At 59.0% G+C, this 25553-nt stretch carries 24 protein-coding genes; 18 read left to right on the forward strand and 6 right to left on the reverse strand.

Annotated elements, in window-relative coordinates:
* Position 1: 1 nt before the first annotated feature.
* Positions 2-1114: a 3-dehydroquinate synthase gene (aroB, locus tag ACR0AZ_RS06200; protein ID WP_480667024.1), complete on the reverse strand. Its 1113-nt coding sequence runs from the start codon at positions 1112-1114 to the stop codon at positions 2-4.
* Positions 1114-1704, reverse strand: coding sequence for a shikimate kinase (locus ACR0AZ_RS06205; RefSeq protein WP_480667025.1), 591 nt, complete (start codon positions 1702-1704; stop codon positions 1114-1116). Before ACR0AZ_RS06205 ends, aroB begins: the two co-directional genes overlap by 1 nt.
* A gap of 79 nt (positions 1705-1783) precedes the next feature.
* Between ACR0AZ_RS06205 and ACR0AZ_RS06210 the strand changes: the two genes are divergently transcribed.
* From ACR0AZ_RS06210 to ACR0AZ_RS06255, 10 genes are all read left to right on the forward strand, one after another.
* Positions 1784-1933: a hypothetical protein gene (locus ACR0AZ_RS06210; RefSeq protein WP_480470016.1), complete on the forward strand. Its 150-nt coding sequence runs from the start codon at positions 1784-1786 to the stop codon at positions 1931-1933.
* The gene (locus ACR0AZ_RS06215) at positions 1923-3449 is read left to right on the forward strand and encodes a hypothetical protein (RefSeq protein WP_480470017.1); all 1527 of its coding nucleotides are present in this window, start codon (positions 1923-1925) and stop codon (positions 3447-3449) included. Before ACR0AZ_RS06210 ends, ACR0AZ_RS06215 begins: the two co-directional genes overlap by 11 nt.
* A 2-nt stretch (positions 3450-3451) precedes the next feature.
* Positions 3452-4408 (forward strand): site-specific tyrosine recombinase XerD, encoded by a 957-nt coding sequence (locus tag ACR0AZ_RS06220; protein WP_480470018.1) that lies wholly within the window; start codon positions 3452-3454, stop codon positions 4406-4408.
* A 63-nt stretch (positions 4409-4471) separates the two neighbouring features.
* Entirely contained in the window at positions 4472-5779 is a 1308-nt protein-coding gene (locus ACR0AZ_RS06225) for an HlyC/CorC family transporter (protein WP_480470019.1), read from the forward strand.
* A 39-nt stretch (positions 5780-5818) separates the two neighbouring features.
* Positions 5819-6574 (forward strand): HpcH/HpaI aldolase family protein, encoded by a 756-nt coding sequence (locus ACR0AZ_RS06230; protein ID WP_480667027.1) that lies wholly within the window; start codon positions 5819-5821, stop codon positions 6572-6574.
* A gap of 73 nt (positions 6575-6647) precedes the next feature.
* Complete coding sequence (locus ACR0AZ_RS06235) at positions 6648-9056, forward strand: GcvT family protein (RefSeq protein ID WP_480470021.1); 2409 nt, start codon at positions 6648-6650, stop codon at positions 9054-9056.
* A 31-nt stretch (positions 9057-9087) separates the two neighbouring features.
* Positions 9088-9690, forward strand: a complete 603-nt coding sequence (locus ACR0AZ_RS06240; protein ID WP_480470022.1) for a nucleotidyltransferase family protein — start codon at positions 9088-9090, stop codon at positions 9688-9690.
* 747 nt (positions 9691-10437) lie between these two features.
* Entirely contained in the window at positions 10438-11874 is a 1437-nt protein-coding gene (locus ACR0AZ_RS06245) for a DegQ family serine endoprotease (protein WP_480470023.1), read from the forward strand.
* A 166-nt stretch (positions 11875-12040) separates the two neighbouring features.
* Positions 12041-12721, forward strand: coding sequence for a response regulator transcription factor (locus tag ACR0AZ_RS06250; RefSeq protein WP_480470024.1), 681 nt, complete (start codon positions 12041-12043; stop codon positions 12719-12721).
* Entirely contained in the window at positions 12714-14075 is a 1362-nt protein-coding gene (locus tag ACR0AZ_RS06255) for a sensor histidine kinase (RefSeq protein ID WP_480667028.1), read from the forward strand. The genes ACR0AZ_RS06250 and ACR0AZ_RS06255 overlap by 8 nt, the downstream gene beginning before the upstream one ends.
* A gap of 58 nt (positions 14076-14133) precedes the next feature.
* On the opposite strand, the gene ACR0AZ_RS06260 is transcribed toward ACR0AZ_RS06255, so the two are convergent.
* Positions 14134-15357, reverse strand: coding sequence for a cytochrome P450 (locus ACR0AZ_RS06260; protein ID WP_480667029.1), 1224 nt, complete (start codon positions 15355-15357; stop codon positions 14134-14136).
* Between the two features lie 97 nt (positions 15358-15454).
* Here ACR0AZ_RS06260 and ACR0AZ_RS06265 point away from each other — a divergent pair, with 97 nt between their 5' ends.
* Entirely contained in the window at positions 15455-15802 is a 348-nt protein-coding gene (locus ACR0AZ_RS06265; RefSeq protein ID WP_480470027.1) for a TfoX/Sxy family protein, read from the forward strand.
* A gap of 57 nt (positions 15803-15859) precedes the next feature.
* Here ACR0AZ_RS06265 and ndk read toward each other — a convergent pair whose 3' ends face one another.
* Positions 15860-16282, reverse strand: a complete 423-nt coding sequence (ndk, locus tag ACR0AZ_RS06270) for a nucleoside-diphosphate kinase (RefSeq protein WP_155143779.1) — start codon at positions 16280-16282, stop codon at positions 15860-15862.
* A gap of 102 nt (positions 16283-16384) precedes the next feature.
* Positions 16385-17587: a multidrug effflux MFS transporter gene (locus ACR0AZ_RS06275; RefSeq protein ID WP_480667030.1), complete on the reverse strand. Its 1203-nt coding sequence runs from the start codon at positions 17585-17587 to the stop codon at positions 16385-16387.
* A gap of 109 nt (positions 17588-17696) precedes the next feature.
* Here ACR0AZ_RS06275 and ACR0AZ_RS06280 point away from each other — a divergent pair, with 109 nt between their 5' ends.
* From ACR0AZ_RS06280 to ACR0AZ_RS06310, 7 genes are all read left to right on the forward strand, one after another.
* Entirely contained in the window at positions 17697-19550 is a 1854-nt protein-coding gene (locus ACR0AZ_RS06280) for an ABC-F family ATP-binding cassette domain-containing protein (protein ID WP_480667031.1), read from the forward strand.
* Positions 19547-20167: a MarC family protein gene (locus tag ACR0AZ_RS06285; RefSeq protein ID WP_480470030.1), complete on the forward strand. Its 621-nt coding sequence runs from the start codon at positions 19547-19549 to the stop codon at positions 20165-20167. Before ACR0AZ_RS06280 ends, ACR0AZ_RS06285 begins: the two co-directional genes overlap by 4 nt.
* A gap of 42 nt (positions 20168-20209) precedes the next feature.
* Positions 20210-20791, forward strand: coding sequence for a retropepsin-like aspartic protease family protein (locus ACR0AZ_RS06290; RefSeq protein ID WP_480471901.1), 582 nt, complete (start codon positions 20210-20212; stop codon positions 20789-20791).
* Between the two features lie 48 nt (positions 20792-20839).
* A complete protein-coding gene (locus ACR0AZ_RS06295) occupies positions 20840-21460 on the forward strand; it encodes an ImuA family protein (protein WP_480470031.1) in 621 nt (206 codons plus the stop codon).
* 62 nt (positions 21461-21522) lie between these two features.
* Complete coding sequence (locus ACR0AZ_RS06300) at positions 21523-22737, forward strand: MFS transporter (RefSeq protein WP_480470032.1); 1215 nt, start codon at positions 21523-21525, stop codon at positions 22735-22737.
* On the forward strand, positions 22734-23330 hold the full coding sequence (locus ACR0AZ_RS06305) for a YceI family protein (RefSeq protein WP_480470033.1): 597 nt from the start codon (positions 22734-22736) through the stop codon (positions 23328-23330). Before ACR0AZ_RS06300 ends, ACR0AZ_RS06305 begins: the two co-directional genes overlap by 4 nt.
* An 80-nt stretch (positions 23331-23410) precedes the next feature.
* Positions 23411-24631 (forward strand): MFS transporter, encoded by a 1221-nt coding sequence (locus ACR0AZ_RS06310; RefSeq protein WP_480470034.1) that lies wholly within the window; start codon positions 23411-23413, stop codon positions 24629-24631.
* 5 nt (positions 24632-24636) lie between these two features.
* Here ACR0AZ_RS06310 and ACR0AZ_RS06315 read toward each other — a convergent pair whose 3' ends face one another.
* Positions 24637-25533: a hypothetical protein gene (locus ACR0AZ_RS06315; protein WP_480667032.1), complete on the reverse strand. Its 897-nt coding sequence runs from the start codon at positions 25531-25533 to the stop codon at positions 24637-24639.
* Positions 25534-25553: the final 20 nt, after the last annotated feature.

Here is a 25553-nt window from a genome sequence, read left to right on the forward strand (position 1 = left end):
GTCAGCACATCTCGAGCGCGTCTTCGAGCACTGAGATCACCGCGTCCTTCGGAACGTCCGATGTGACAAACGCCTTCCCGATGCCACGCACCAGAATGAAATGCAGCTGCTCATCGACCACCTTTTTATCCTGAGCCATCAGATCGACCAGAGCCTCAGCGCTCGGCAACTTTACGGGAATATCTGCCAGGTCGGTCTTCATGCCCATGGCGCGCAGATGCGCCCGCACGCGGCTCGGGTCTTCCTGCGAACACAGCCCCAACCGCGAGGACAGCTCAAACGCCAGCGCGCAGCCAATGGCGACACCCTCACCATGCAAAAGACGGTCGGAATAGCCAGTCGCCGCCTCCAGCGCATGGCAGAAGGTATGGCCCAGATTCAACAACGCGCGATCACCTTGTTCAGTTTCATCGCGGGCAACGATATCCGCCTTCATCTGAACCGATCTGGTTACTGTTTGAACGCGAGCTGCCATATCGCCAGAGAGCAGGCTTGGACCATTTCGCTCGAGCCAATCGAAGAAATCCGCATCCCCCAGCAGGCCATATTTCACCACTTCGCCATAACCGGCCAGAAAATCGCGCGCCGTCAGTGTTCCCAACACGGCAGTATCCGCCAGCACCAGCGAGGGTTGGTGAAACGCTCCGATCAGGTTCTTACCCTGAGGTGCATTGATCCCAGTCTTGCCTCCGATCGAGCTGTCGACTTGCGCCAGTAGAGAAGTTGGGATTTGTACGAACCGTACACCGCGCCGCATCACCGCTGCGGCAAAGCCTGCCAGATCACCAATTACACCGCCTCCGAGCGCGACGACGACATCGTTGCGTTCGATTTTCTCAGCCAGCAGCCATTCTACCGCACGTTCGAAATGCGGCCAGCTTTTGGTGGCCTCTCCGGCGGGAAGCGACAGTGCCGTCATCTCGATACCGGAGGTGGCCAACCCATCTTGCAGAGCAGTCAGATGTAAACCAGCGACCCTCTCATCCGTTAGAACCGCAACACGAGGGCGCGGCAGCAACGGTGCGATACGCGCGCCGGCCTGCGCCAATAGGTCCGGGCCGATCTCGACATCATAAGAACGCTCGGCCAAATCTACATGTACGGTCTGATGCATTAATTCCGTTCCAAAACATCCGGGCGCGTCTCAAGCGCGGCTACAACCCGGTCCACCATATCTTCGATCGCGGTCTCGCCATCCGAATCTGCGACCAGATCGGCCTGTTCATAAACGGGCACGCGTGCCTGATACAAATCACGCAATGTCGCATAGGGATCCGCGGTGCGCAGCAAGGGTCGCGTGTCCTTATGCTTAACGCGATTCCACAGCACATTCAGATCAGCCCGCAACCAGACCGAAACACCCCGGTCCGAGATCATCTGCCGATTGCCCTCAGCTAGAAACGCCCCGCCCCCCGTTGACAGGATGCCCTTCTGCTTTTCATCCAGCAGCCGCCCGATCACCTGAGTTTCCTTGCCGCGAAAGAAGCGTTCGCCATCGCGGGCGAATATCTCGGGGATGGTCATATTGGCCGCCGATTCGATCTCGGCATCGCTATCGAGAAACGGCACACCCAGACGCGCCGCCAATGCACGCCCCACAGCCGTCTTTCCTGCGCCCATCATGCCAACCAAAACAACGGTTTTGTGCAATCGAAACCGATCAGAGGTGCCGGGGCGCGACGGGTTATGCTTAATTTCGCTCATTTCATCGTGAATGACGTGATCTTGGAAAAAATGCCAGTTATAACTTGGGCAAAACCAAAATTTGAGGCAGCGTTCACCCATGGGCCGTTTGATCAAGTTCCTGATATACCTCATCTGCCTGGGATTCATTGGGCTGATCGGGTATGCATATGTCGGGCCATTCTTTGGTGTAGACTTCTCTGCGCCCCAAAGCGAAATCCGCGAACCGGTCACTCTGAATGCCGACTAGAGCCACCTTGCTGGCGCTTATTCTTGCCGGAACCGCCCAGGCACAAACGTCAGAGCCCTTGTCGGTTATCGACTGGCTGACCGATCCGCCCCAGAATCTGCCTGGCACCGTTCTGTTGGAGCCGCCAGTGACCCAGACCGGGTTGCAACCCGAAGTGCAGGTGACCCCGCTTGAAGCGCTGTCACCGCCGTTGGGTTTGGTGCCATCTTCCGTAACCGGCCTGCCAGTGGATTTATGGCAAGGTAGCGAACCTGAACGCCTAGCAGAACTGATTGCCCGTGTACCGGTCAAGGCCAACCCCGCGATGCAGCGCCTGCTGTTCACCCTGCTTTTGACCGAGGCGCGCCCGCCTTCGGGCACGCAGTCGCAGGATACCTTATTGAAGGCACGACTGGACCGCCTGATGCAACTGGGCGCATCGGACCCGGTTCAATCCTTGGTGCAACTTGCAGGGCCGACCGACACGCAGGACCGCTTCAAGCGCTGGTTCGATGCGACTTTGCTGACCGGGGACGAGGATCGCAGCTGCACCGCGCTCATCGCGCAGCCGCATCTGTCACGAGATTACGCCGCACAGATCTTCTGCAAAGCCCGGCGTGGAGATTGGGCGTCGGCCGCGTTGACGCTTGAAGCCGCGCATGCGCTTCAGGTTCTGCCCGATGACGAGCTTGCCTTGCTCGACCGTTTCCTCAGCCCCGAGCTGTTTGAAGACGCCGAATATCTACCTCAGCCTGAAAACCCTGACCCGCTGACATTTCGCCTGTTCGAAGCCATCGGTGAACGCCTGCCCACCGCCTCACTGCCCCGCGCATTCGCCAATGCAGACCTGCGGGACGTGGCCGGATGGAAAGCGCAGGTTGAGGCGGCCGAACGTCTGACCCGCATCGGTGCGCTCACGCCGAACCAGTTACTGGGTCTTTACACAGAGCGCTCTCCTGCTGCGTCAGGCGCGGTCTGGGATCGTGTCGCCGCAATCCAACGCTTTGAGACCGCGCTGAATACCGGAAACCCCAAAGCGATTGCCAAGACCCTGACCGCTGCATGGTCACAGATGCAGACCGTAGGCCTTGAGGTTGCCTTTGCCGAGCTTTTTGCCCCGCAGCTCGCCCCGCTGACGCTGCCAAATCCCTCCGCCGAGGATCTGCGCTGGCGGATTCTGTTACTGTCTGAACTTTATGAAGACGCCGCGCAGGCTGCGCCAGACGGTTCCGATGCGAATGCGTTCCTGGCTGCTCTGGCGGTTGGCGATCCCGGACGCGCCGAAGCGCCCACTCCGTTGGCGGATGCAATTTCGGAAGGGTTCGCATGGTCTGCGCCGATCCCCTCGGATATCAATGCGCTGCTGAACAACGATCAGCTGGGGGAGGCCATTCTGGAAACGATGCAGCTGTTCGCCCATGGTGCGCGTGGCAATCTGGTCGATCTGACCGCCGCGATCGCCGCGTTCCGCCGCGTGGGCCTCGAAGACACTGCTCGCCGGGCAGCGCTGCAGTTGATGATCCTCAACGGGACCTGAGTATGGCCGCGCCTGCCTCACAGGAGTTGTGGATCTCCACTTTTCTCGAAGCACAAGCAGCCGAACTTGGCGCTGCCACCAACACGCTTCTGGCCTATGGGCGCGACCTCAAGGATTTCTCGGGCTGGCTTGAACGTCGCAAAACCAATTTCGCAGACGCGGACCGGGACAGGATCGAGACCTATCTGATCGACTGCGATGCACAGGGGCTTTCCCGTTCCACGCGCGCAAGACGACTGTCGGCGATCAAGCAGATCTACCGCTTTGCATTCGAAGAGGGCTGGCGCGAAACCAACCCGGCGATCCAGATCAAAGGCCCGGGCCGCGCCAAACGCCTGCCCAAAACGCTGGACGTGATCGAAGTTGACCGGCTGCTCGCTGCCGCACGCCGTACCGGAAGGACGCAGGCAGACAAGGTGCGCAACACCTGCCTGATGGAACTGCTCTATGCCACCGGCATGCGCGTAACCGAACTGGTCTCACTGCCGGTTTCTTCCGCCCGTGGCGATCCGCGCATGCTGTTGGTGCTTGGTAAGGGCGGGAAAGAGCGGATGGTGCCACTGTCCCCAGACGCGCGCGATGCGCTAGCTGTCTGGCTGGTGGTACGGGACGAGGCCGAAGAACAAACAGTAGCCAAAGGCGGCCAAACCTCGCGCTTCCTGTTTCCCTCGCGCGGGAAATCCGGTCATCTGACCCGGCATATGTTCTTTCTGCTGATCAAGGATCTGGCGGTTGAGGGTGGCGTTTCGCCCGAAAAAGTCACACCGCATACGCTGCGCCACGCCTTTGCGACCCATCTGTTGGCTAACGGGGCTGACCTGCGCTCGATCCAGACGCTGCTGGGGCACGCGGATGTGGCCACGACCGAGATTTACACTCACGTGCTAGATGAACGCCTGTCAGAACTGGTGCTTGAACACCACCCTCTGGCAAAAGACGACACCCCCGATCAGGGCTAACCCCTTGATCCAAGGGGGCCGCACCCCCATAACCGATGCAGAAACAAACATATTCAAGGACCGATGGAACCCACCTCTTCTCTGCTTGATGGCGCATTCTGGATCACCTCAGGCTCTATTCTCCTCCTGCTCGTACTCTCGGGCTTCTTCTCTGGCTCGGAAACGGCGCTTACGGCATCTTCGCGCGGGAAACTGAGGACGCAGGCAGATAAAGGATCGAAGGGCGCGCAGAAGGCGCTTGATATCACCGACGACAATGAGCGCCTGATCGGTTCCGTCCTGCTGGGCAACAACCTCGTGAACATTCTGGCAGCCTCGCTGGCGACCGCGCTTTTCACCCGGCTGTTCGGTGAAAGCGGTGTCGCGCTGGCCACGCTGGTGATGACCCTTCTGGTTCTGATCTTTGCCGAGGTGCTGCCCAAGACCTATGCGATCACCAATGCCGAAAAGGCTGCAGCGCTGGTCGCGCCCGTCATCAGCATCGTAGTCACAGTGTTCTCACCCGTGGTGGCTGCCGTGCGCCTGTTTGTACGTGGCGTGCTGCGCCTGTTCGGTGTGCAGATTGATCCCGACAGCAACATCCTGGCCGTGCGCGAGGAGATCGCGGGGGCGCTGCAACTGGGCCACTCCGAAGGTGTGGTCGAAAAAGAAGACCGTGACCGCATTCTGGGCGCGCTGGATCTGGGCGACCGTACGGTTGAAGAGATCATGCTGCATCGCTCGAATATCGAGATGATCGACGCCGATGACGAACCCGAGGCAATCCTGCAGCAATGTTTGGAAAGCCCGCATACCCGCCTGCCCGTCTATCGGGATGAGCAGGAAAACATTGTGGGTGTCGTCCATGCCAAAGACCTGTTCCGAGCTATGTATGCGCAAGTGGGCGGCGCGGATGGAGATACCGAGCGGCTCAAGAACTTTGACATCGCGAAGGTGGCCAACGATCCTTATTTCGTACCCGAAACCACCACTCTGGACGACCAGATGCGCGAGTTTCTTAGGATGCACAGTCACTTTGCGCTGGTGGTGGATGAATACGGCTCGCTGCGCGGACTGATCACGCTCGAAGATATTCTGGAAGAAATCGTGGGCGAGATTGCTGATGAGTTCGACATCGATGAAGAGGTGCCCGTCACCCGGACCGATGATGGCCAATATCTGGTCGAGGGCGCGATGACCATCCGGGACGCCAACCGCGCACTCGACTGGTCCCTACCGGACGAAGAGGCCAACACGCTGGCCGGTCTGGTAATCCACGAGGCGCAGATGATCCCTATCGTTGGACAGGTGTTTTCGTTCCACGGCTTCCGGTTCGAGGTCACAGCACGCGAAGGGAACCGGATTACCGGGCTGAAAGTCCGTCCTCTCTGATCTATGGTTTCATAATTCTGACTTGAGGAGATGTGCCGGATGCCCAGCTTGAAACGGAAACTCTGGCACAGTGGTGACCGACTCAGTTGTGTGGTCTGTACCATCCCCTCGGCAGTTGTAACGCAGGCAATCGCGGCCTGTGGCGTCGACTCGATTGTCGTCGATCTGGAACATGGCGCGGTCGATTATGCCTCGGCCCACGCCATGATCGCCGCGACCGCAGGCACAGATTGTGCGCCTTTGGTACGGGTGGCCGAGAATGACCCTGCACAGGTGAAACGCGCGCTGGATCTTGGAGCGGAAGGGATCATGTTCCCCCTGATCCGCACGGCAGACGAGGCGCGTCAAGCCGTGGCCAGCCTGCGGTACCCACCCGACGGGACGCGCGGGTTCGGCCCATTCATTTCTCAATCGCGCTGGGGCAAGGATTTCGGGACTTACGCGCCAGACATTCAGCCCGAACTAATCTGTTGCCTTCTCGTTGAAACCGCCGAAGCCGTAGAGAATATCGAAGAAATCTGCGCCGTTCCCGGAATTGATCTGCTAATACCCGCTCAGTTTGATCTAAGCACCGATCTGGGCCTCATGGGGCAATTCGATCATCCTGATTTTCTGGCTGCGGTCGCGCGTATCGAAGCTGCGGCCAGGAAAGCGAATCTGCCCCTCGGCAATGTCGCCCTGACCGAGGACCGCGCCCTTAGCTTGTTTGACAATGGTTATCGGCTGGTCGGCGGCTTTGACGCCCTGTGGCTGCGGGAAAAGGCGCTGCAAATCCGGGGCTGGTGCAATACGTAAGCGATGTCGCAAACAGGACAGTATTGCCTCTGAACCGGATACAGGCTTCCGAAAAATCTGAGGGAGTTCCAACGTGAAAACTACTACACGCGTTGCGGTTATCGGCGGTGGGGTCGTCGGCTGTTCCGTTCTGTATCACCTGACCAAATTGGGCTGGTCTGATGTCATGCTGCTGGAACGCTCGGAACTGACAAGCGGTTCAACCTGGCACGCAGCGGGCGGGTTTCACACCTTGAATGGCGACACCAATATGGCCGCACTTCAGGGTTACACGATCCGGCTTTACAAGGAGCTGGAAGAGATCACTGGTATGTCCTGCGGCCTGCACCATGTTGGCGGCGTTACGTTGGCCGACAATCAGGACCGCTTCGACATGCTGCTGGCCGAGCGTGCCAAGCATCGTTTCATGGGGCTGGAGACTGAAATCGTCGGTCCGGACGAAATCAAGAAGATCGCCCCTATCACCAACACTGACGGTATCCTCGGTGCGCTTTACGATCCTCTGGACGGGCATCTGGATCCGTCAGGCACAACCCACGCCTATGCCAAGGCCGCGCGAATGGGAGGCGCCACGATTGAGACCCACTGCATGGTGCGCGAGACCAACCAGCGCCCGGATGACACCTGGGATGTGGTCACCGACAAAGGCACCATTCATGCCGAACACGTGGTTAATGCTGGTGGCTTGTGGGCGCGCGAAGTTGGGGCGATGGCGGGCATCTACTTCCCGCTCCACCCTATGGAACACCAGTATCTGGTCACCGACGCCATCCCCGAGATTGAGGCGATCATCGACGCGGGCGGCGAGCATCCGCATGTGATGGACCCGGCGGGCGAAAGCTATTTGCGGCAGGAAGGGCGCGGTCTGTGCATCGGCTTCTATGAACAGCCCTGCAAGCCCTGGGCTGTGGATGGCACACCATGGGAGTTCGGGCATGAGCTGCTGCCCGATGATTATGACAAGATCACCGACAGTATCGAATTCGCCTATCGCCGCTTTCCGGTTCTGGCCGAGGCTGGTGTCAAATCGGTCATCCACGGGCCTTTTACCTTTGCGCCAGATGGCAACCCACTGGTGGGGCCGATCCCCGGCGTGCGCAACTACTGGTCAGCTTGCGGCGTCATGGCTGGCTTCAGCCAGGGTGGCGGTGTCGGCCTGACGCTGGCGCAATGGATGATCGAAGGCGAACCGGAACGGGACGTCTTCGCGATGGACGTAGCTCGCTTTGGTGATTGGATCAGCCCCGGCTACACACGCCCCAAGGTGGTCGAGAACTATCAGAAACGATTCAGTGTGGCCTATCCCAACGAGGAGCTGCCAGCCGCGCGCCCAAACCGCACCACGCCGATGTATGACATCTTCTCAGATCTCGGCGCGGTCTGGGGACAGCAATACGGGCTTGAGGTTCCGAACTATTTCGCACAAGGCGATGAGCCGGGATATGAAACGCCCTCATTCCGCCGCTCGGACGCGTTTGACGCCACAGGGCGCGAGGTACGGGCGGTGCGCGAAGGGGTTGGCATCAACGAGGTGCACAATTTCGGCAAGTACCGCATCACCGGGTCCGGTGCGCGGGGCTGGCTCGACCAGCTCATGGCGGGTCGGATTCCGAAACCCGGCCGCCTGTCTCTGACGCCGATGCTATCGCCCAAGGGCAAGCTGATCGGCGATTTCACCGTCTCATGCCTGAGCGAGACCGAGTTCCAGCTGACTGCCTCATATGGCAGCCAAGCCTTTCACCTACGTTGGTTCCAGCAGAACGCTCAGGATGGTGTGCAGGTCGAGAATATCAGCGATCGCCTGAACGGTTTCCAAATCGCCGGGCCAAAAGCGACCGAGGTTCTGGCCGGTTGCACGCGCGACGATATCAGCGCTCTTCGTTTCCTTGACGTGCGTCGCATGACGGTCGGCATGACTGACTGTATCGTTCAGCGCGTCAGCTACACCGGCGATCTTGGCTATGAGATCTATTGCGATCCTATGGCGCAGCGGCAGCTTTGGTGGACCTTGTGGCAGGCAGGGCAACCGCTTGGCATGGTCCCCTTCGGGATGCGCGCAATGATGAGCCTGCGATTGGACAAGTTCTTTGGCTCGTGGATGCGGGAGTTCTCACCCGATTATACAGCTGCCGAGACCGGGCTGGATCGGTTCATTTCTTTCTCGAAATCCGCCCGGTTCATCGGGCGCGCGGCAGCAGAAGCCGAACGCCCGGCCCGTAAGTTGGTGGCTTTCGAGGTCGACGCTGATGACGCAGATGTCAACGCCTATGAACCGATCTGGCTGGAGGGCGAGGTTGTCGGTTTCTGCACCTCAGGCGGCTATTCCCACTACGCTCGGAAATCTATCGCGATGGGTTTCCTGCCTATCGAACGTGCGATGGCAGGTCAGGAAGTCGAGATTGAAATCCTCGGGCAGATGCGCGGTGCACGCGTGACCACCTCCCCCCTGTTCGACCCGGATGGAGCGCGAATGCGGGGGTGACTCGGCGCACAACCGGGGGCATGGTCGCTAGATGAGCGCGATTCCCATTATCCTTCTGGCCGCCGGGCAATCCAGTCGCATGGGCGGTGCGGATAAGCTGTTGCAACGGATTGACGGGGTTCCGCTCCTGCGTCGGTCTGCCCTTGCAGCACTGGCCGCTGGCCCAGTAATCGCCGCCCTGCCGCCCAGGCCGCATCCACGCTATGCGGCGCTGGATGGGCTCGATATCACCCGCGCCGAAATTGCCAACGCCACAGAAGGCATGAATGCCAGTCTGCGTGGCGCGATGGCTCTGGTCCCGGCAACCGCGCCTGCGGTGATGGTACTTTTGGCGGATTTGCCTGACCTGACATCAAGTGATCTCCGCTCCGTACTGCTGTCGAGGTCACAGTATCCGGATAATCTGGTTTGGCGTGGTGCGACCAACGATGGCGCACCCGGCCATCCGGTGATTTTCGATCAAGCGTTGTTCCACGCTCTCAAGGAATTGACCGGCGACACCGGCGCCCAGGAAATCGTTAAACAGTGCAAGGGCAAAGTTCACTTGCACTGCCTGCCGGACAATCACGCTCTGCTGGATCTGGATACGCCAACGGATTGGGAGAAGTGGCGATCAAACCGAACGCTGAAATGAACACGGCCCGGTCGCGAACGACCGGGCCGGTTGCCCAAAAACAGGACTACCACTTTCACCAATCTCTCTAGCGCGGTCAGATCACCAAACAGGTTGTCTGACTATACGCTGCCGAACCTAAACAAGACCCCCTCGTTAACATGCCGCTCAGCGCTATGGAGACTGAGATGCGCCTTCAACACCCCCTAGTGTCTCAGGCCCCCCTCACTTGGGCAATTACATCGTCGCCTATCAGGTGCTTTCAAACAACGTAAAATTGGAAGAATTGGTAAATTTCCACAAAATCGACTTGGCGCTTGCGCAACAATGCAACAGTCTGGAATCTCGCTTGAGTTGTACATTAAGCCGCTCACCACATTACCTAATGTGAATATGGCCTTTGGGGCCTATTGTTTCCAATTTGTTTTAAGGCATCTTTACCAATCGCCAGAAACACGTCCCTCGGGGAGAAACAACTTTAAGGTGATCTTCGGTGATTTGACCAGAGGTGCGGTTTATTTGTTAACGAAACTGATTCAATTCGGCGCTTTTTCCTGACTGTCGACGATGTCGGCAACAATCGACCGATTCGCCCTACGTAAGCTTGGCTGATTCCCGCTCATGCGCCGTTGGTGAACAACCGCATAGGAAGGACAGAAAACGGCAAAATTAAGGTTTCTTAATTTTTCACTCAGGAACTGCAAAGATTGACTGGGCATCTCCTGTCTCAAGCGCGGGCTCAACCGCCATACAAAGACAGGAGTCAAAATGAGCATCCGTAAATCCTCACTGCTTTTCCCACGCACGACTAGCTGGATGGGCGCAAGCGCACTGGGCGCGGCCATGCTGGCCACCACCGCCCTGCCCGCGATGGCAGACGAGGCGCTGGCAGAACTGGTTGAAACCGTATCACCCTCAGTCGTTACGATCATCGCCAAGCAAGACACAGCACCAGTCCTGACGCAGGGACAGGAGTTCGATTTCGAAGGGCACCCCTTTGGTGAGTTCTTCAAACGCTTCGGCGGACCGGAAGGTTTCCAGATGCCGCAGCGTGGTCCGAGCCAAGGTCTTGGCTCTGGTTTCGTCTTGGACGAGGCTGGATACATTGTCACCAACCACCATGTGGTCGACAACTCGACGGAAATAACTGTCCGCTTGAGTGACAACCGCACCTTCGAGGCAGAGATCGTAGGCACCGACCCGCTGACTGATATCGCTGTTTTGAAGATTGATGTAGGCGAAGATCTGCAAGCCGTACAAATGGGCGACAGCGATGCCATCCGAGTGGGTGAAGACGTGGTCGCCATCGGCAACCCCTTCGGGCTCAACTCAACTGTCACAACGGGTATCGTGTCGGCTAAGGGCCGCAATATCTCGGAAGGACCTTATGCCGAGTTCATTCAGACGGATGCGGCCATCAACAAGGGCAACTCGGGCGGTCCGCTGTTCAACATGGAAGGTGAAGTGATCGGCGTGAACTCTGCCATCTACTCACCTAGCGGCGGCTCGGTCGGCCTCGGATTTGCTGTGACCTCAAACATCGTGGATCACATCACTGCGGACCTGCGCGATGACGGTCAGGTCAGCCGCGGATGGCTGGGTGTGTCGATCCAGAATGTCAGCCCCGAACTGGCGGCAGCGATGGGCGTCGAGACGGCGACCGGCGCGCTCGTGTCCGATGTGGTGACCGACAGCCCGGCGGATGGCGCGCTGCAACAAGGTGACGTGATTCTCAGCTTCAACGGAGAACCCGTTGATTCCAGTAGTGATCTACCGATCCTGGTTGGCACCACCAAGGTGGGTACTGACAGTGTTCTGACAGTTCTTCGCAATGGAAAAGAAGAACAGATTGAACTGACCATTGGCCAGCATCAGTCTGCCTCAGCCGAGACCGACAGCGTAGTCGAGGACAAGTTCGAAGGCACTTCGCTGGGTGTGACGGTTGCTCCGCTGACCGAAACGGCACGTGCGGAAATGGGCGTGGGCGAGAATGTGGACGGCGTGGTTGTCACCGACCTCAAGCCCGAAAGCCCTGCAGCAAAGGCTGGTTTGCAGCGCGGCGATGTGATCGTGCGGCTGGGTAATCTGGACACCGCGACCCCGGACGCGCTGAAAGACGCGCTGGAAAGCGAAAAGACCGATCCGGCTCTGGTGCTGATCAATCGCGGCGGCAACCAAATCTTCGTCGCGGTCAAGATCGCCTGAGCCACAACACCTAAGCGCGCCACATGATGGGGAAATCTGGTGCGCTTATTCCGGAGGGTGCGGATTGTCCACGTACCACTGGGACAGCCGGGTGCGGCATCGCACCCGGCATGTTTTTTTCAAAGAGTATCTGTGTTTATATCCTATTGGGAAAGGAGCCCCGACCATGAGCAGACGCCTGTTGATTGTTGAGGATGATCAGGAGACCCGTGATTTCATCGCCAAAGGCTTTGGCGAGGAAGGCTATGTGGTCGAAGTCGCGTCGGATGGCCGCGAGGGCCTTTATCATGCGACTGATGGCGGTTTCGATGCCGTTGTTCTGGATCGAATGCTGCCGGGGCTGGATGGTTTGTCGTTGATCAAGTCCATGCGGGCTGCGGGGTTGAAGACGCCCGTGTTGATGCTGACCGCGATGAGCGCGGTTGATGAACGGGTCAAAGGCCTCCGTGCCGGGGCGGATGACTATCTGGTCAAACCTTTCTCGTTTCAGGAATTGCACGCCCGGATCGAGGCCTTGCTGCGCCGTCCGCAGGAAGCAGAAGAAACTCCAACTCTGGCTTGCCGCGATCTCGAAATGGACCTGCTTACGCGTAAAGTCACACGCAACGGGCGCGAGATCACCCTCACCCCGCGTGAATTCCAGATATTGGAGTACTTCCTGCGCCGCAAAAACCGCGTCGTCTCTCGCACTATGCTGCTGGAAGGCGTCTGGGACTATCACTTTGACCCCAACACAAATGTAGTCGACGTCCATATCTCGAAACTGCGCCGCCAGCTTGATGAAGAAGGTGCCGACCCGATGATCGAGACAGTAAGGGGCGCTGGGTACATGGTCTCGGATGCCTGACCTGCGCCTGTCGCTGAGGAATGCGCGCACCCGGCTGGTCATGGCCAGCATGGTGCTGAGTACATTGCTGACCGCAGCGGTACTGGTAACCGTTTACGTGACCGCCAATCGCACAATCTCGGATGAGACACGATCCGTCGTACAGGCAGAACTCACGGGTCTGGCGGATGAATACGAACGCCTTGGCATGATCGGATTGATCACCGCAATCGAACGTCGCCTGCCCACCGCAGCCCAGCGGGACGCCCTATATTTGCTTACAGGTCGGCAAGGCACCAAGCTGGCAGGCAACCTGGCCCATTGGCCCGAAGGGATCACGCCGGGCAGCGGCTGGGTCGAATTGCAATTGCGCCGCGAAGACAGCGACCAGACGGTTCCAATATCGGCTGCGTCCGTTCGGCTGCCCGGTGGCGAACGGTTGCTGGTCGGACGCGATGCGTTGGCGCGCCAGCAGTTCGACCGCGCTCTGTTTCGGTCCGTCGCATTGGCGCTCGGGACTGCCCTTGCGTTGAGTCTGCTGACAGGTTGGCTGCTGACACGTCTGGTATTCTCACGCCTCAAAGACATCGCTGACACGGCCGATAACATCGTTTCGGGCGATCTGGCCTTGCGTATGCCATTGCGCGGTACGGGTGACGAGTTCGATCAGGTCTCGGGCACGCTCAACAACATGCTGGATAAGATCGAAGAGCTGATCAGTAATCTTAGGACCACTTCGAATTCCATTGCACATGATCTGCGCTCACCGCTTTCGCGCCTGCGCCAGCGGGTCGAGTCACTGGCTGAGCCTGACAAAAGCGACCAGGAACGTGATATCGATCTGGCCCGCGCAACAGGTGAGATTGATCATTTGCTGCGAGTTCTCAGCCAACTTACCGAAATCTCGCGCGCCGAGGCCGGTCTGGGCCGCGAGCAGTTCGAACCGGTGAATTTACAGCAACTGGTCAGCGACGTGGTCGAACTCTATGAACCCGTCGCCGCAGATCAGAATATTCGGCTGGAGGTCAAAGGCAGAACCGATCCGATACAAGGTCACCGCCCTTTACTGTCACAGGCCTTCTCAAACCTCCTGGAAAACGCCATGCGCTACGCGCCGGCGGGTACTGCGATCACCATCGAAATCCGCGAAGATGGCGCCTTCACATTGCTGAGCGTTCGTGACCGCGGACCCGGCGTGCCCGAGCGTGATTTGCCAAGATTGCAGATGCCCTTCGTCACTCTGGACCCTGCCCGCACCGAGCGCAATGCGGGCCTCGGGTTGGCACTGGTGGCTGCAATCTCGCACATGCATGGCGGCAAGTTCATTGCAAAGAACCGCAAGCCCGGTCTGGAAACTATTATAAAGCTGGCGTGAACGTCGCGAAGCGCATTAACAATGGCAGTTAATACACTGCTGTATCAAATAAATAGCGTTAAAGAACTGCAGGCAAAGCAGCGTAACCCCGGAAGCGGATACGACCGCCTTGTTTGCGATTAGGTAAAAGCTTGTACTCGGGATATCTGCGCAGAAAACGACCCAGCGCGACCCGCCCTTCCAGCCGGGCGAGCGTCAGGCCGACACAGACATGAGGGCCACCTGCGAAGGCCAGATGCCGGTTGGGTTTGCGGGCAATGTCGAACCGGCTCGGGTCATCGAACACCACAGGATCCCGATTGGCGGCGCCGATGCAGAGGTGCAGATTGGTGCCTTTGGGTATATGCAGGCCCTCAAGTTCTATATCAGCCGTGGTTTCACGATTGCCGAACTGGTTCGGTGAGCGGAAGCGTAAAACCTCCTCAACCGTCGAGTTGATCAGCGCGTCATCGTGCAACAGACGCGCGCATTGCTCCGGATGATCATGCAGCAGCGCCAAACCGTTGCCGATCAAGTTGGTCGTTGTTTCGTGACCCGCATTCAGGATGAAGATGCAGTTCTGCAGCAGTTCAATCTCGCTGAGTTGTGCATCCGCCCCCTCACCCCGGATCAAACGGGTCAATACGTCCGTTTCCGGGTCACCCGGATTGGCACGACGGCGCGCGACGAGGTCTTCAAGATAAGCTTTGAACTCGGTCACCGCCCGATGCCCGGTCTCCAACTGTACCTCGGTCAAAGCCGGTTCCAGCGCGCCCAGAATGGCCAGTGACCAGTCGCGCAGCGGCCCGCGTTCTGACATGGGCACGTCCAGCAGATTCCCGATGATCTGAATTGGAATCGTCGATGCAAAATCCTCGATCAGGTCCACCTGATCCCGGCCTGTCATCGCATCCAGCAGCGTATCGACGGTTTGGATCAACCCCGGCTCCATTCCTGCAATGGCGCGGGGTGTCAGGGCCGAAGTCATGATCTTGCGCACCCGCGTGTGCAACGGTGGGTCAGAGAACACCAGAGAAGTGGTATGGTGCTCGAAGAGTGGTGAGCCCGCTCCGAATTTCGGTCCAAAGGCAGCCTTCTTGTCCGATGAATAAAGCGTGGTGTCGCGATAGACGCGATCCAGATCAGCGTGGCGCGACAAAAGAACAGATCCATCGGGCTGCGGCAGCACCGGCGCGTGTTCCAGCAACGCATCATAGATCGGGAACGGATCATCGATAAAGCCCACAGGTGGGTTCATCAGGTCTAGATTTTGCGCCAATTCTTCGTAACTTACACGACTCATTGCATCCTCCCAGCCCCGTCACTTGCCTAACGCAAGGAACAGACTCAGACAACTCTGCCCGGGTGACATTCGACAAGGCTCGGGCTATGACAGAGGCATGTCTGAACCGGTCTCTTCGATCAGAAACCTTGGCCCCGCCTTCGAGCAAGCTTGCGCGCGCGCGGGCATTCATTCCGCTCAAGAGTTGCGGGACTTAGGCGCGGATGAGGCTTATGCGCGCCTTTTGCAATCCGGCTCGCGTCCGCATTTCATTGGCTACTATGTGCTGGTGATGGGCCTGCAGGGCCGTCCCTGGAACGACTGCAAAGGCGAAGAAAAGAAGGCGCTGCGCAAGAGGTTTGATGCGATCAAGGCTGGGGTGAGCCGGGCGCCGGAAAGCCAGATGGTCTCGGATCTGGACGCCGTGGGCGTTCGTGTGACCGCTGCGGACCTCAAACCCGTCTGAGAAAGAAATAGGCCGCCCCAAAAAGGAGCGGCCCAATCTGTTCACCGATGTGGTGGCTTAGCCAACCAGCTCGATGCCCGAGAAGAAGTAGGCGATCTCAACCGCTGCTGTCTCAGGTGCGTCCGAACCATGGACCGAGTTTTCGCCAACTGATTCAGCGAACTCAGCGCGGATGGTGCCGGCTGCTGCGTCTGCAGGGTTGGTTGCGCCCATGACTTCACGGTTCTTGGCAATGGCGCCTTCGCCTTCCAGAACCTGAACAACAACAGGGGCCGACGACATGAATTCGCACAGTTCGTCATAGAACGGACGCTCGGCATGTACTTCGTAGAACTTGCCAGCTTGCTCTTTGGTCATGTGGATGCGCTTTTGCGCGACGATGCGCAGGCCCGCTTCTTCGAATTTGGCGTTGATCTTGCCAGTCAGGTTGCGGCGGGTTGCATCGGGTTTGATGATCGAGAATGTGCGTTCCAGTGCCATATCGGCCTCTCCTTACAATGTGGCGCGGGTCCGCGCCGAAATCCATCGCGCGCCGCCTAACATGGTATTTGCTTCAAGAAAAGTAGAATGATGCCTTTGCGGTCAGATCGTATCGGGAAGCGGCTCCAGACGATCCACGCGACGCACATAGAGTACCGCAAGAAGGCCGATGAAACTGCTGCCGCACATCATGCTCAGCACCAGATAAGGTCCGTTTTCCGGGCTGACAAACGCGCCGGTCATCGACGTCAGGATCGCCCCAAGCGCCACGATCATCGCACCTGAAAGCCCCGCCGCACTGCCGGCCAGCTTGGGGCGCACGGACATGACACCGGCGGTCGCATTGGCGTTTGTCAATCCGTTGCCGAACCCCACACAGATGGCCGACCCGAAGAACACCCAGACTGACCCCAGGCCAGCTATGAACAGAAGTAACCCGCAAAACGGTCCGGTCGAGGCCACGATCCGCCCGATCAGGATCATTGTGGTCAGTCGTGTGTGTGCCGCGATCCGTCCCGTCACAAAATTACCGACCATGAATCCGCCCGTGATGATGCCGATCCCAAGACCCAGCATGGCCGGACTCAAATCGAACCATGCCGCAGCCACCAAAGGCGCTCCGGTGATGAAGCTGAAAAAACCCCCTATCGAGAACGATACGCAAAGGGCATAGCCCCAGAATCGGCGCGCTCGAAAGAGGTGTGGGTATTCGCGCAATTGGGCCGAGAAGGTTGAGGCGCGGTTGAGATTTGTCTCGCCCATATCAAGCCACAGAAGGGCCAGCAGCCCTGCCCCCAACAGCGAATACAGAACAAACCCCGCGCGCCATCCAAACAGCATGTCCAACGCGCCGCCCAACATCGGACCCAACATCGGCGCAAGCGCCATCGCCATGGCGATATAACCCAGTTTGCTCGCGGCCTCATTCGGAGGATATCGGTCCCGGATCGAGGCGCTGGACAACACCGATCCTGCCACGACTACCGCCTGCAGCAGGCGAAAGCCCAGGAACAGCCAGATCGACTCGGCCATGACGCAGCCGATCGAGGCAATGACGAAGATCGTCATGCAGATCAACAGCACGGGCCTGCGTCCAAAGCGATCTGACAGCGGTCCCATGATCAACTGTAGCACGGCAGATACGGCCAGATACCCCGCAACCGACAGGTTCACGAGGCCGTAGTCCACCGCGAAATCCTCGCTCATATGCGCCAGTGAGGGCAGAAACATATTCAGGGACAGCACAGACAGCGCCGTGGCAAAGATCAGCGTGATCAAACTGGGGGGCGTCTGGGCCGCGCGCATCTCGAAAACCGTTTCAAAAAAGCAAACGAAACAGCGCTAACACATTGCCTGGCGTTTGAACATGCCAAGCCGCTGGCGGCGGCATCGTGGCTCTGCTAAGAGCGGCCTCATGTTACGGATCGAAGATATCACCTATGCCGTTGAGGGCCGCCCTTTGTTCGATGGGGCCAGCGCGACTATCCCTGATGGTCACAAGGTTGGCCTTGTGGGCCGCAACGGGACCGGCAAGACCACTCTTTTTCGCCTCATCCGGGGGGAGCTTGCATTGGAGTCGGGCAATATCTCGGTCCCGAAGCGCTCGCGGATTGGAGGAGTGGCGCAAGAGGTACCTTCTTCCGATATTTCGTTGATCAATACTGTCCTCGCCGCCGATACCGAACGCAGCGCGTTGATGGCCGAGGCCGAAAGCGCCGAAGACCCCGCCCGCATTGCCGATATCCAGACCCGTCTGGCCGATATCGACGCCTGGTCGGCTGAGGCACGGGCAGCGTCGATCCTTAAAGGTCTGGGGTTTGATGACGAAGATCAACTAAAACCCTGTTCCGATTTCTCAGGCGGCTGGCGGATGCGCGTGGCACTGGCGGCGGTGCTGTTCTCTCAGCCCGATCTGCTGCTACTGGACGAACCAACCAACTATCTGGATCTCGAAGGCGCACTGTGGCTTGAAAGCTATCTGGCGAAGTATCCTCACACGGTGATCATCATCAGCCACGACCGCGGTCTGCTGAACCGCGCCGTGGGTTCGATCCTGCATCTGGAAGATCGCAAGCTCACCTATTACGCAGTCCCTTACGACAAGTTCGCCGAACGCCGGGCGGAACGTCTGGCGCAAGCGGAGTCGGAGAACGCCAAGGCCAAGGCCCGCATCGCCCATCTGCAGAGTTTCGTGGATCGCTTCCGTTATAAAGCGTCGAAGGCCGTACAGGCCCAGTCCCGCCTGAAGATGATCGAGCGCATCCAACTGGTTTCAACCCCGCAAGAGGCCGCCTTGCGCGCATTCTCGTTTCCCGAGCCCGAGGAGCTATCGCCGCCGATCATCCAGATTGAAGGCGGTGTGACCGGCTATGGCGAGATTGAGGTACTGCGCCGCCTGAATCTGCGGATTGATCAGGATGACCGGATCGCATTGCTGGGCAAGAACGGTCAGGGCAAGTCGACCCTGTCCAAGCTGCTTTCCGACCGCCTGCCCCTGATGGCAGGCAAGATGAGCCGCTCTAACAAGTTGCGCATCGGGTATTTCGCGCAGCATCAGGTAGATGAGCTTTATGTGGACGAGACCCCTCTGGACCACTTACGGCGCCTGCGCCCAGACGAGGCTCCGGGCAAATGGCGGTCGCGTCTGGCCGGGTTTGGTCTGAACGCGGATCAGGCAGAGACTGTGGTCGGTCGACTATCAGGCGGTCAGAAAGCCCGCCTGTCACTGCTGATCGCCACAATCGACGCACCGCATATGCTGATCCTTGACGAGCCAACCAACCACCTGGACATCGAAAGCCGCGAAGCGCTGGTCGAAGCACTGACTGCATATTCCGGCGCGGTTGTGCTGGTCAGTCATGACATGCACCTACTGTCGCTCGTAGCAGACCGGCTGTGGCTGGTCTCGGACGGGACGGTAAAGCCGTTTGACGGCGATCTGGAGACCTATCGTGCCCTGCTGCTGGCCCGTGACAAGCCGGTGAAAGAGAAACCGCAATCCGCCAAGCCCAAGCGCCCCTCGCGCGATACCATGCTGGCGCTGCGCGCTGATCTGCGCAAATGCGAGGATCGGATCGAGAAACTGACGAACATGCACGACAAACTCTCGGCCAAACTGGCGGACCCGGCATTATATGAGGATGACAAGATCAACGATCTGGAAACCTGGAACCGAAAATTCGCCGAGGTCGCTGAAGCGATGCAAAAGGCCGAAACCCTCTGGGTCGCTGCCGCCGAACGCTTGGAACAGGCAGAGAATGCTGCATGATTGAAATGGCCTTCTTCATCACAGCGTTCACCACCATGTTCGTGGTGATCGACCCGTTCGGCACTACACCGATCTTCGTCGCTCTGACGCAAGACATGGATGCCGCGACGCGCCGCAAGATCGCCATCCGCAGTTGCCTGACTGCGGTGTGCATCCTGATCGCCTTCGCCGCGTTTGGCGAGGCTGTACTGGGCTTTGTCGGCATCTCGATGGAGGCCTTCCGCGTGGCCGGTGGTGCGCTGCTGTTTCTGACCGCGCTCGACATGCTGTTCGACCGCCGCACCAAACGCCGCGAGGATCGGGCCGAGGAGGAAGAGCATCCTGACCCGTCCGTATTCCCTCTGGCCATTCCCCTGATCGCAGGGCCCGGATCAATTGCTACCATCATCCTGCTGGCTGGCCAGAACCCGGGCATTCAGGGCATTGCCGCCGCCTGTGCCGTGATGCTGGCAGTCATGATCGTGGTTTTCGTGTTCTTTCTGGCCGGAGGCGTGATCGCTCGCATTCTGGGCAAGACGGGGCTGAACGTGCTGACCCGGCTACTGGGTATGCTGCTGGCCGCGCTGTCGGTGCAGTTCATTCTGGATGGTCTCAAGGCCTTTGGTTTCGCTTCCTGAGCCCCCATATATATGGCTAACCAACTGAGTACGGGTGACGGAATGGATGGCGAGAATATCGGGCGTTTGACCTATCTGGTGTTGCTGGCTGCTGCACTGCTGATGTGGTTCATCACCCAAAACCGTCAATCACTGGGCAAGACGATGCAACAGGTCGCCGCCTGGGTGTTCATCTTTGTCGGCGTCATTGCTGTGATCGGGCTTTGGGACGACATCCGCTCGACCGTTGGCCCTTCGACTCAGCTAACAGTGACTGACCACCGGATCGAGGTGCCCCGGTCATATGACGGGCATTATTACCTGCCGATGCTGGTGAACGGCAAAGCGGTGACCTTTCTGGTCGATACCGGTGCCAGCAACATTGTCCTGAGCGACAAGGATGCCGCGCGCGCCGGGATCGATACTACGCGGCTGACCTATCTTGGGCGCGCTGCGACTGCGAATGGTATGGTACGCACGGCTCCGGTGCGTTTGGACAGCCTCGCGCTCGGGCCGATCACGGACCGCAATGTGCAGGCCTCAATCACCGAGGGCGAACTGAACCAGTCGTTGCTGGGTATGGCGTACCTGCAGCGCTTCTCGAACGTCCAATTCGCTGATGGACGTCTGATATTGTCGCGCTGACGACATTCCCCAATTGAGAACAAAGTGAGAACATGCTAATCTGCTGGCATGTCCACCCAGCTTCTTGGCCGCAAACCCGCACGCACCCCGCCCGGAGTGGTCCTGCATCCACAGATCAGCCTGCAACTGGCCCGTGTGCACGAGGCCTGCGGCCCCGCGCGCCGCAGCTTTGCCATGTGGCTGGCAGGGCAGACGCAAGGGCCGGTGATGTGGATTTGCCCTGAATGGGAGATCGGGCAATTGCACCCCGAAGGTATGCTGCCCTTTGCCGATCCCTCGCGCTTTCTGCTGGTTCGTCCGTCGAAGGCCGAAGACCTGCTGTGGTGTATGGAGGAGGCCCTGCGCAGCGGCGCAGTCCCACTTGTCATCGGCGATCTGCCCGGCCCGCCGGGGCTGACCCCGGTCCGGCGCCTGCATCTGGCCGCAGAACAGGGCGGCGCGGTGGGGCAAGCTCCGCTGGGAGTGTTGTTGACCCCCGATGATGGAGGTGCGCAAGGGATCGAGACGCGCTGGCATATGGCCCCTACCTATTGCGATGCAGGCCAAGGCTGGACCCTGACCCGCCGCCGCGCCCGTTCGCAACCGCCTGCCAGTTGGATCGTCACGCAGACCACCGATCAGACCACGATACATCTGCAACGGACCGAGACCAAAGACACGACTGAGTGACAGCCGACCAGTCACGCAACTTGTGACTGGTCAAAACCGCAGTCGCGCCCTAGCGTTCCGGGATGACCCACGCGATCCATGATAGCCGCTATTCCTGGCTGCGCCTGCTGATCACTCTGGCCATTGCCACAGTGGTCAATGTGGGCATGTGGGCCGTCATCGTGGTAATGCCCGCCATCGAGGCACAATTTAGTGCCGGACGGGCCGAGGCGTCGTTGCCTTATGTCCTGACCATGATCGGCTTTGCGCTCGGCAATATGTGGCTGGGCCAGTTGGTGGATCGGCTAGGCGTGACCAAAGCCCTGATTGGCGCGGCAGCTCTGAGTGCCATCAGCTATCTACTCGCCACGCTGGCCCCGAACATGATGCTGCTGTCGCTGGCGCATCTGTTGTTGGGGCTGGGTACAGCGGTTGGGTTTGGGCCACTGATCGCCGATATCTCTCACTGGTTCATGCGGCGGCGCGGGATCGCCGTGGCTCTGGTCGCCAGCGGAAACTATTTGTCGGGTGCTATCTGGCCCACGCTGCTTTCGGGCATTCTGGAGCGCGAGGGCTGGCAAGAGGTCTATCTGGCCCTCGCCCTGATCACTCTGGCCACCGTGATCCCTCTGTCCCTTTTGCTGCGCCGCCCCCTGCCCGTCGATGCACACAGCACCGCCGCTGCCGCGGCCCAGTTCCGAGCGCAGAGCGTGGGCCTGTCGCCGCGCGCGCTGCAATACATCCTCGGGCTTGCCGGGATCGGCTGTTGCGTGGCGATGTCGATGCCACAGGTTCACATCGTCTCGTATTGCGTGGGGCTGGGCTATGGTCCGGCGGTCGGGGCCGAGATGCTGTCACTGATGCTGCTAGGCGGCGTGGTGAGCCGGGTAATCTCGGGCCTTGTGGCCGACAAGCTGGGTGGGTTGACCACCTTGCTGATCGGCTCGGTCCTGCAATGCATAGCGCTGTTTCTGTTTCTTCCCTATGACGGGATGGTCTCGCTTTATGTCATCAGCATGCTCTTTGGTCTTGCGCAGGGGGGCATCGTTCCCAGCTATGCGCTGGTGGTGCGTGAGTACATGCCCCCGCAAGAAGCGGGCGCTCGAGTCGGGTTTGTCATGATGATGACCATCATGGGCATGGCACTTGGCGGCTGGATGTCGGGATGGATTTACGACGTAACCGGAAATTATCAATTGGCCTTTATCAACGGCATCCTCTGGAACGGCCTGAACATCGCCATCCTGCTAACATTGATGAAGCGGTCACGCCCCCGAGGACGAGAGGTCATGGCATGACATATCTGACTCGACGCACCCTGATCGCGGGCCTGTTTGCCCTGCCCCTTGCAAGCACCGCGCAAACGGCTTTGATTCCTTATGTTCTTGCACCCAAGGGGACCTCGGTCGGTTTCACCTTCGATCTTTCGGGCGTGGCGCAATCAGGGACAATGCCGATCCGGTCCGCCGATATTCAGATCGACACCAAACGCCTTCAGAACAGCCGGGTCGATGTGGTGCTGGACGTGGCGGACGCGCGCACCAAATTGCCCTTTGCCCGCGGTCCGATGCTGGGCCAAAGCGTGCTGGACGCAAAAAGCCACCCAACGATCCGCTTCACCTCGACCAAGATACAACTCGGCCCCACTGGTCGCATTTCTGAGGGCGCAACTGTCACCGGTGACCTCACCGTACGCGGGGTAACACGACCCGTAACGCTGATGGCCAACCTCTACCGGATGCCAGGAAGTGCCGTTGACGATCTGGATGTCTTGTCCATACGGCTGGTCGGTGCGCTGAACCGGCATGAATTCGGTGCCTCAGGCTATCCGGATCTGGTGCAGGAGACTGTCGGATTGAATATCCATGCTGAGATTCTGCGGGAGAGCTGAGTTAGAAAAGCAGAAAAACGACCTGCTAAAGTCGAATAGTTGCGCGAAAAATCTGAGCGTGACGCCAAGTTGATCCCATCATGCGCACGATCATTTCCTTTGCCGCCCTGTTTCTTTCAGTCATTCTGCTGCAGCTTTCGACCGGCGGCGTTGGCCCGCTGGACGCGATCTCGGGCCTGACGCTGAACTTCTCTACGGAACAGATCGGCCTTTTGGGTTCGGCGCATTTCCTGGGCTTCTTCATCGGTTGCTGGTGGGCCCCGCGCCTGATGGGCAGCGTCGGCCACTCCCGTGCATTTGCCGTCTGCACGGCCTTGGGTGCGATGGGTCTTCTGGGGCATACCCTGACGGAAGACCCGCGCATCTGGGCCATCCTGAGGATCGCCTCGGGCACCTGCGTCGCAGGATGCTACACGGTGATTGAAGCCTGGCTGAACGCCAAGGTCACAAACGACTCGCGCGGTCGCGTCATGGGCAGCTACCGCATCGCGGACCTTGGTGCGTCGCTCTGCGCGCAGTTGATCATCGCGGTTCTGCCACCCGCGTCATATGTCTCGTACAATCTGCTGGCGATCTTGTGCTGCGCCTCGCTTTTGCCTCTGGCGCTAACACGTGCCAGCCAACCCCAAACGCCTGAGGCACCACGACTGCGCCCTCGGATGGCATGGCAGAACTCACCGCTGGCCGTCGCCGGAGTGATCGTCTCGGCGCTCAGCTCGGCCTCGTTCCGGATGGTTGGTCCGGTCTACGGGCAGGAGGTTGGGTTGGGCGTGGATCAGATCGCATTCTTCCTCGCCTCATTCGTTCTGGGTGGGGCGCTGGCGCAATATCCGCTGGGATGGCTCGCCGACAAATACGATCGTCGATGGGTATTGATCTGGCTATCGGCTGCGGCTGTACTGAGTTGCGGCATCACCATGGCTGCAAGCGGGGCTGGAACGCTGGGCGTAATGCTGGCCGCCGGGTTCTTTGGCCTGACTACCTTTCCGATCTTCTCGGTCTCTTCAGCCCACGCCAATGATTTCGCCACCACCGAACAACGCGTTGAGCTGTCTGCGGCGCTGATGTTCTGGTATGCGCTCGGTGCCATCGCCTCGCCCTATGTTTCTTCGACGCTGATTCAACAGTTCGGGCCAGGCGCATTGTTTGCTTTTGTGGCCGTGGGTCATCTGGGGCTCATCATGTTCGGGCTGGCCCGGATGCGGTCGCGCCCAACACCGGACGAGCGAACGAACTACGTTTATGCCCCACGCACATCCTTCACCATCGGACGCCTTCTGAAACGGTCGCGGGAGGAATAGAAACCCTATTCAGATGGTTCGGATGGTGGAGACGACTGGATCATTTCATCCAAAATAGCCCCGGCTTCATACCCAAGCAAATCGACTTCCATCCGCCTTGGATCACCGAACGCCCAGGCCCCCACATGTCGCTGCATGCGCTCATACCCGACATAATCGGCCATAGCTTTGTTTCCGTGCGCGTTCTCAGCAAACATAACCTGTCCGGCGGCAACTTTCTGGGGCATCACCCGTTCCAGATACAGCTCAACAACATTAACCCCGGTCACGTTCGAGCCGCCGTGATGTACGACATAAATCTTGTCCCAATCATCCTGACTGAGTGCCGCGCGGGCATCTGAGACGGCCTTGTGCAATGCGGTCAACTCAACACGCGCAGCCTCCCGCATATTGGCCGCCCAAATCGGTCGCATGTCATTTATCGCCTTTGATACATCCTGAGGGGTCAGCGTTCCGTGGTCGACCGATCCACGGACGAATGTACGGGCTGTTTCCAGCAATTGCCGTTGTTTCGCGATCGCGTCCTTTGAAAGATCAAGCTGATCAATTGACGCCAGCAACGTATCTATTGCTTGCGCGATCCCCTCAAAATCTTCCTTCCAACGCGCATCTCCAGCCTCATCCTCAGGCCATGGGGTGACTGCACCTATGATCCCCAACAGAACGTGTGAAGTGGATTTGAAGATCAGATAGTCTGAATCGTTGCGCGGATAAGAAATCTCGCCATCCTCGGTCATGACGGTTACGTCGCGGGCAATGACCATGACTGGCCGGGTTTGAGCCGTCAGTACAGCCTGACCCCGTTTGAAAATCGAAAGCATCGCCTTGTCGAAGGTATCGATGGCGGTCAGGGCATCGCTTTGTTCTGCCGATAGGCTGGTCGGCGATAGAAGTGTGGTCATGAAAATGACGGCTACGCGAA

The organism is Ruegeria sp. BE3 (genome assembly GCF_056538865.1).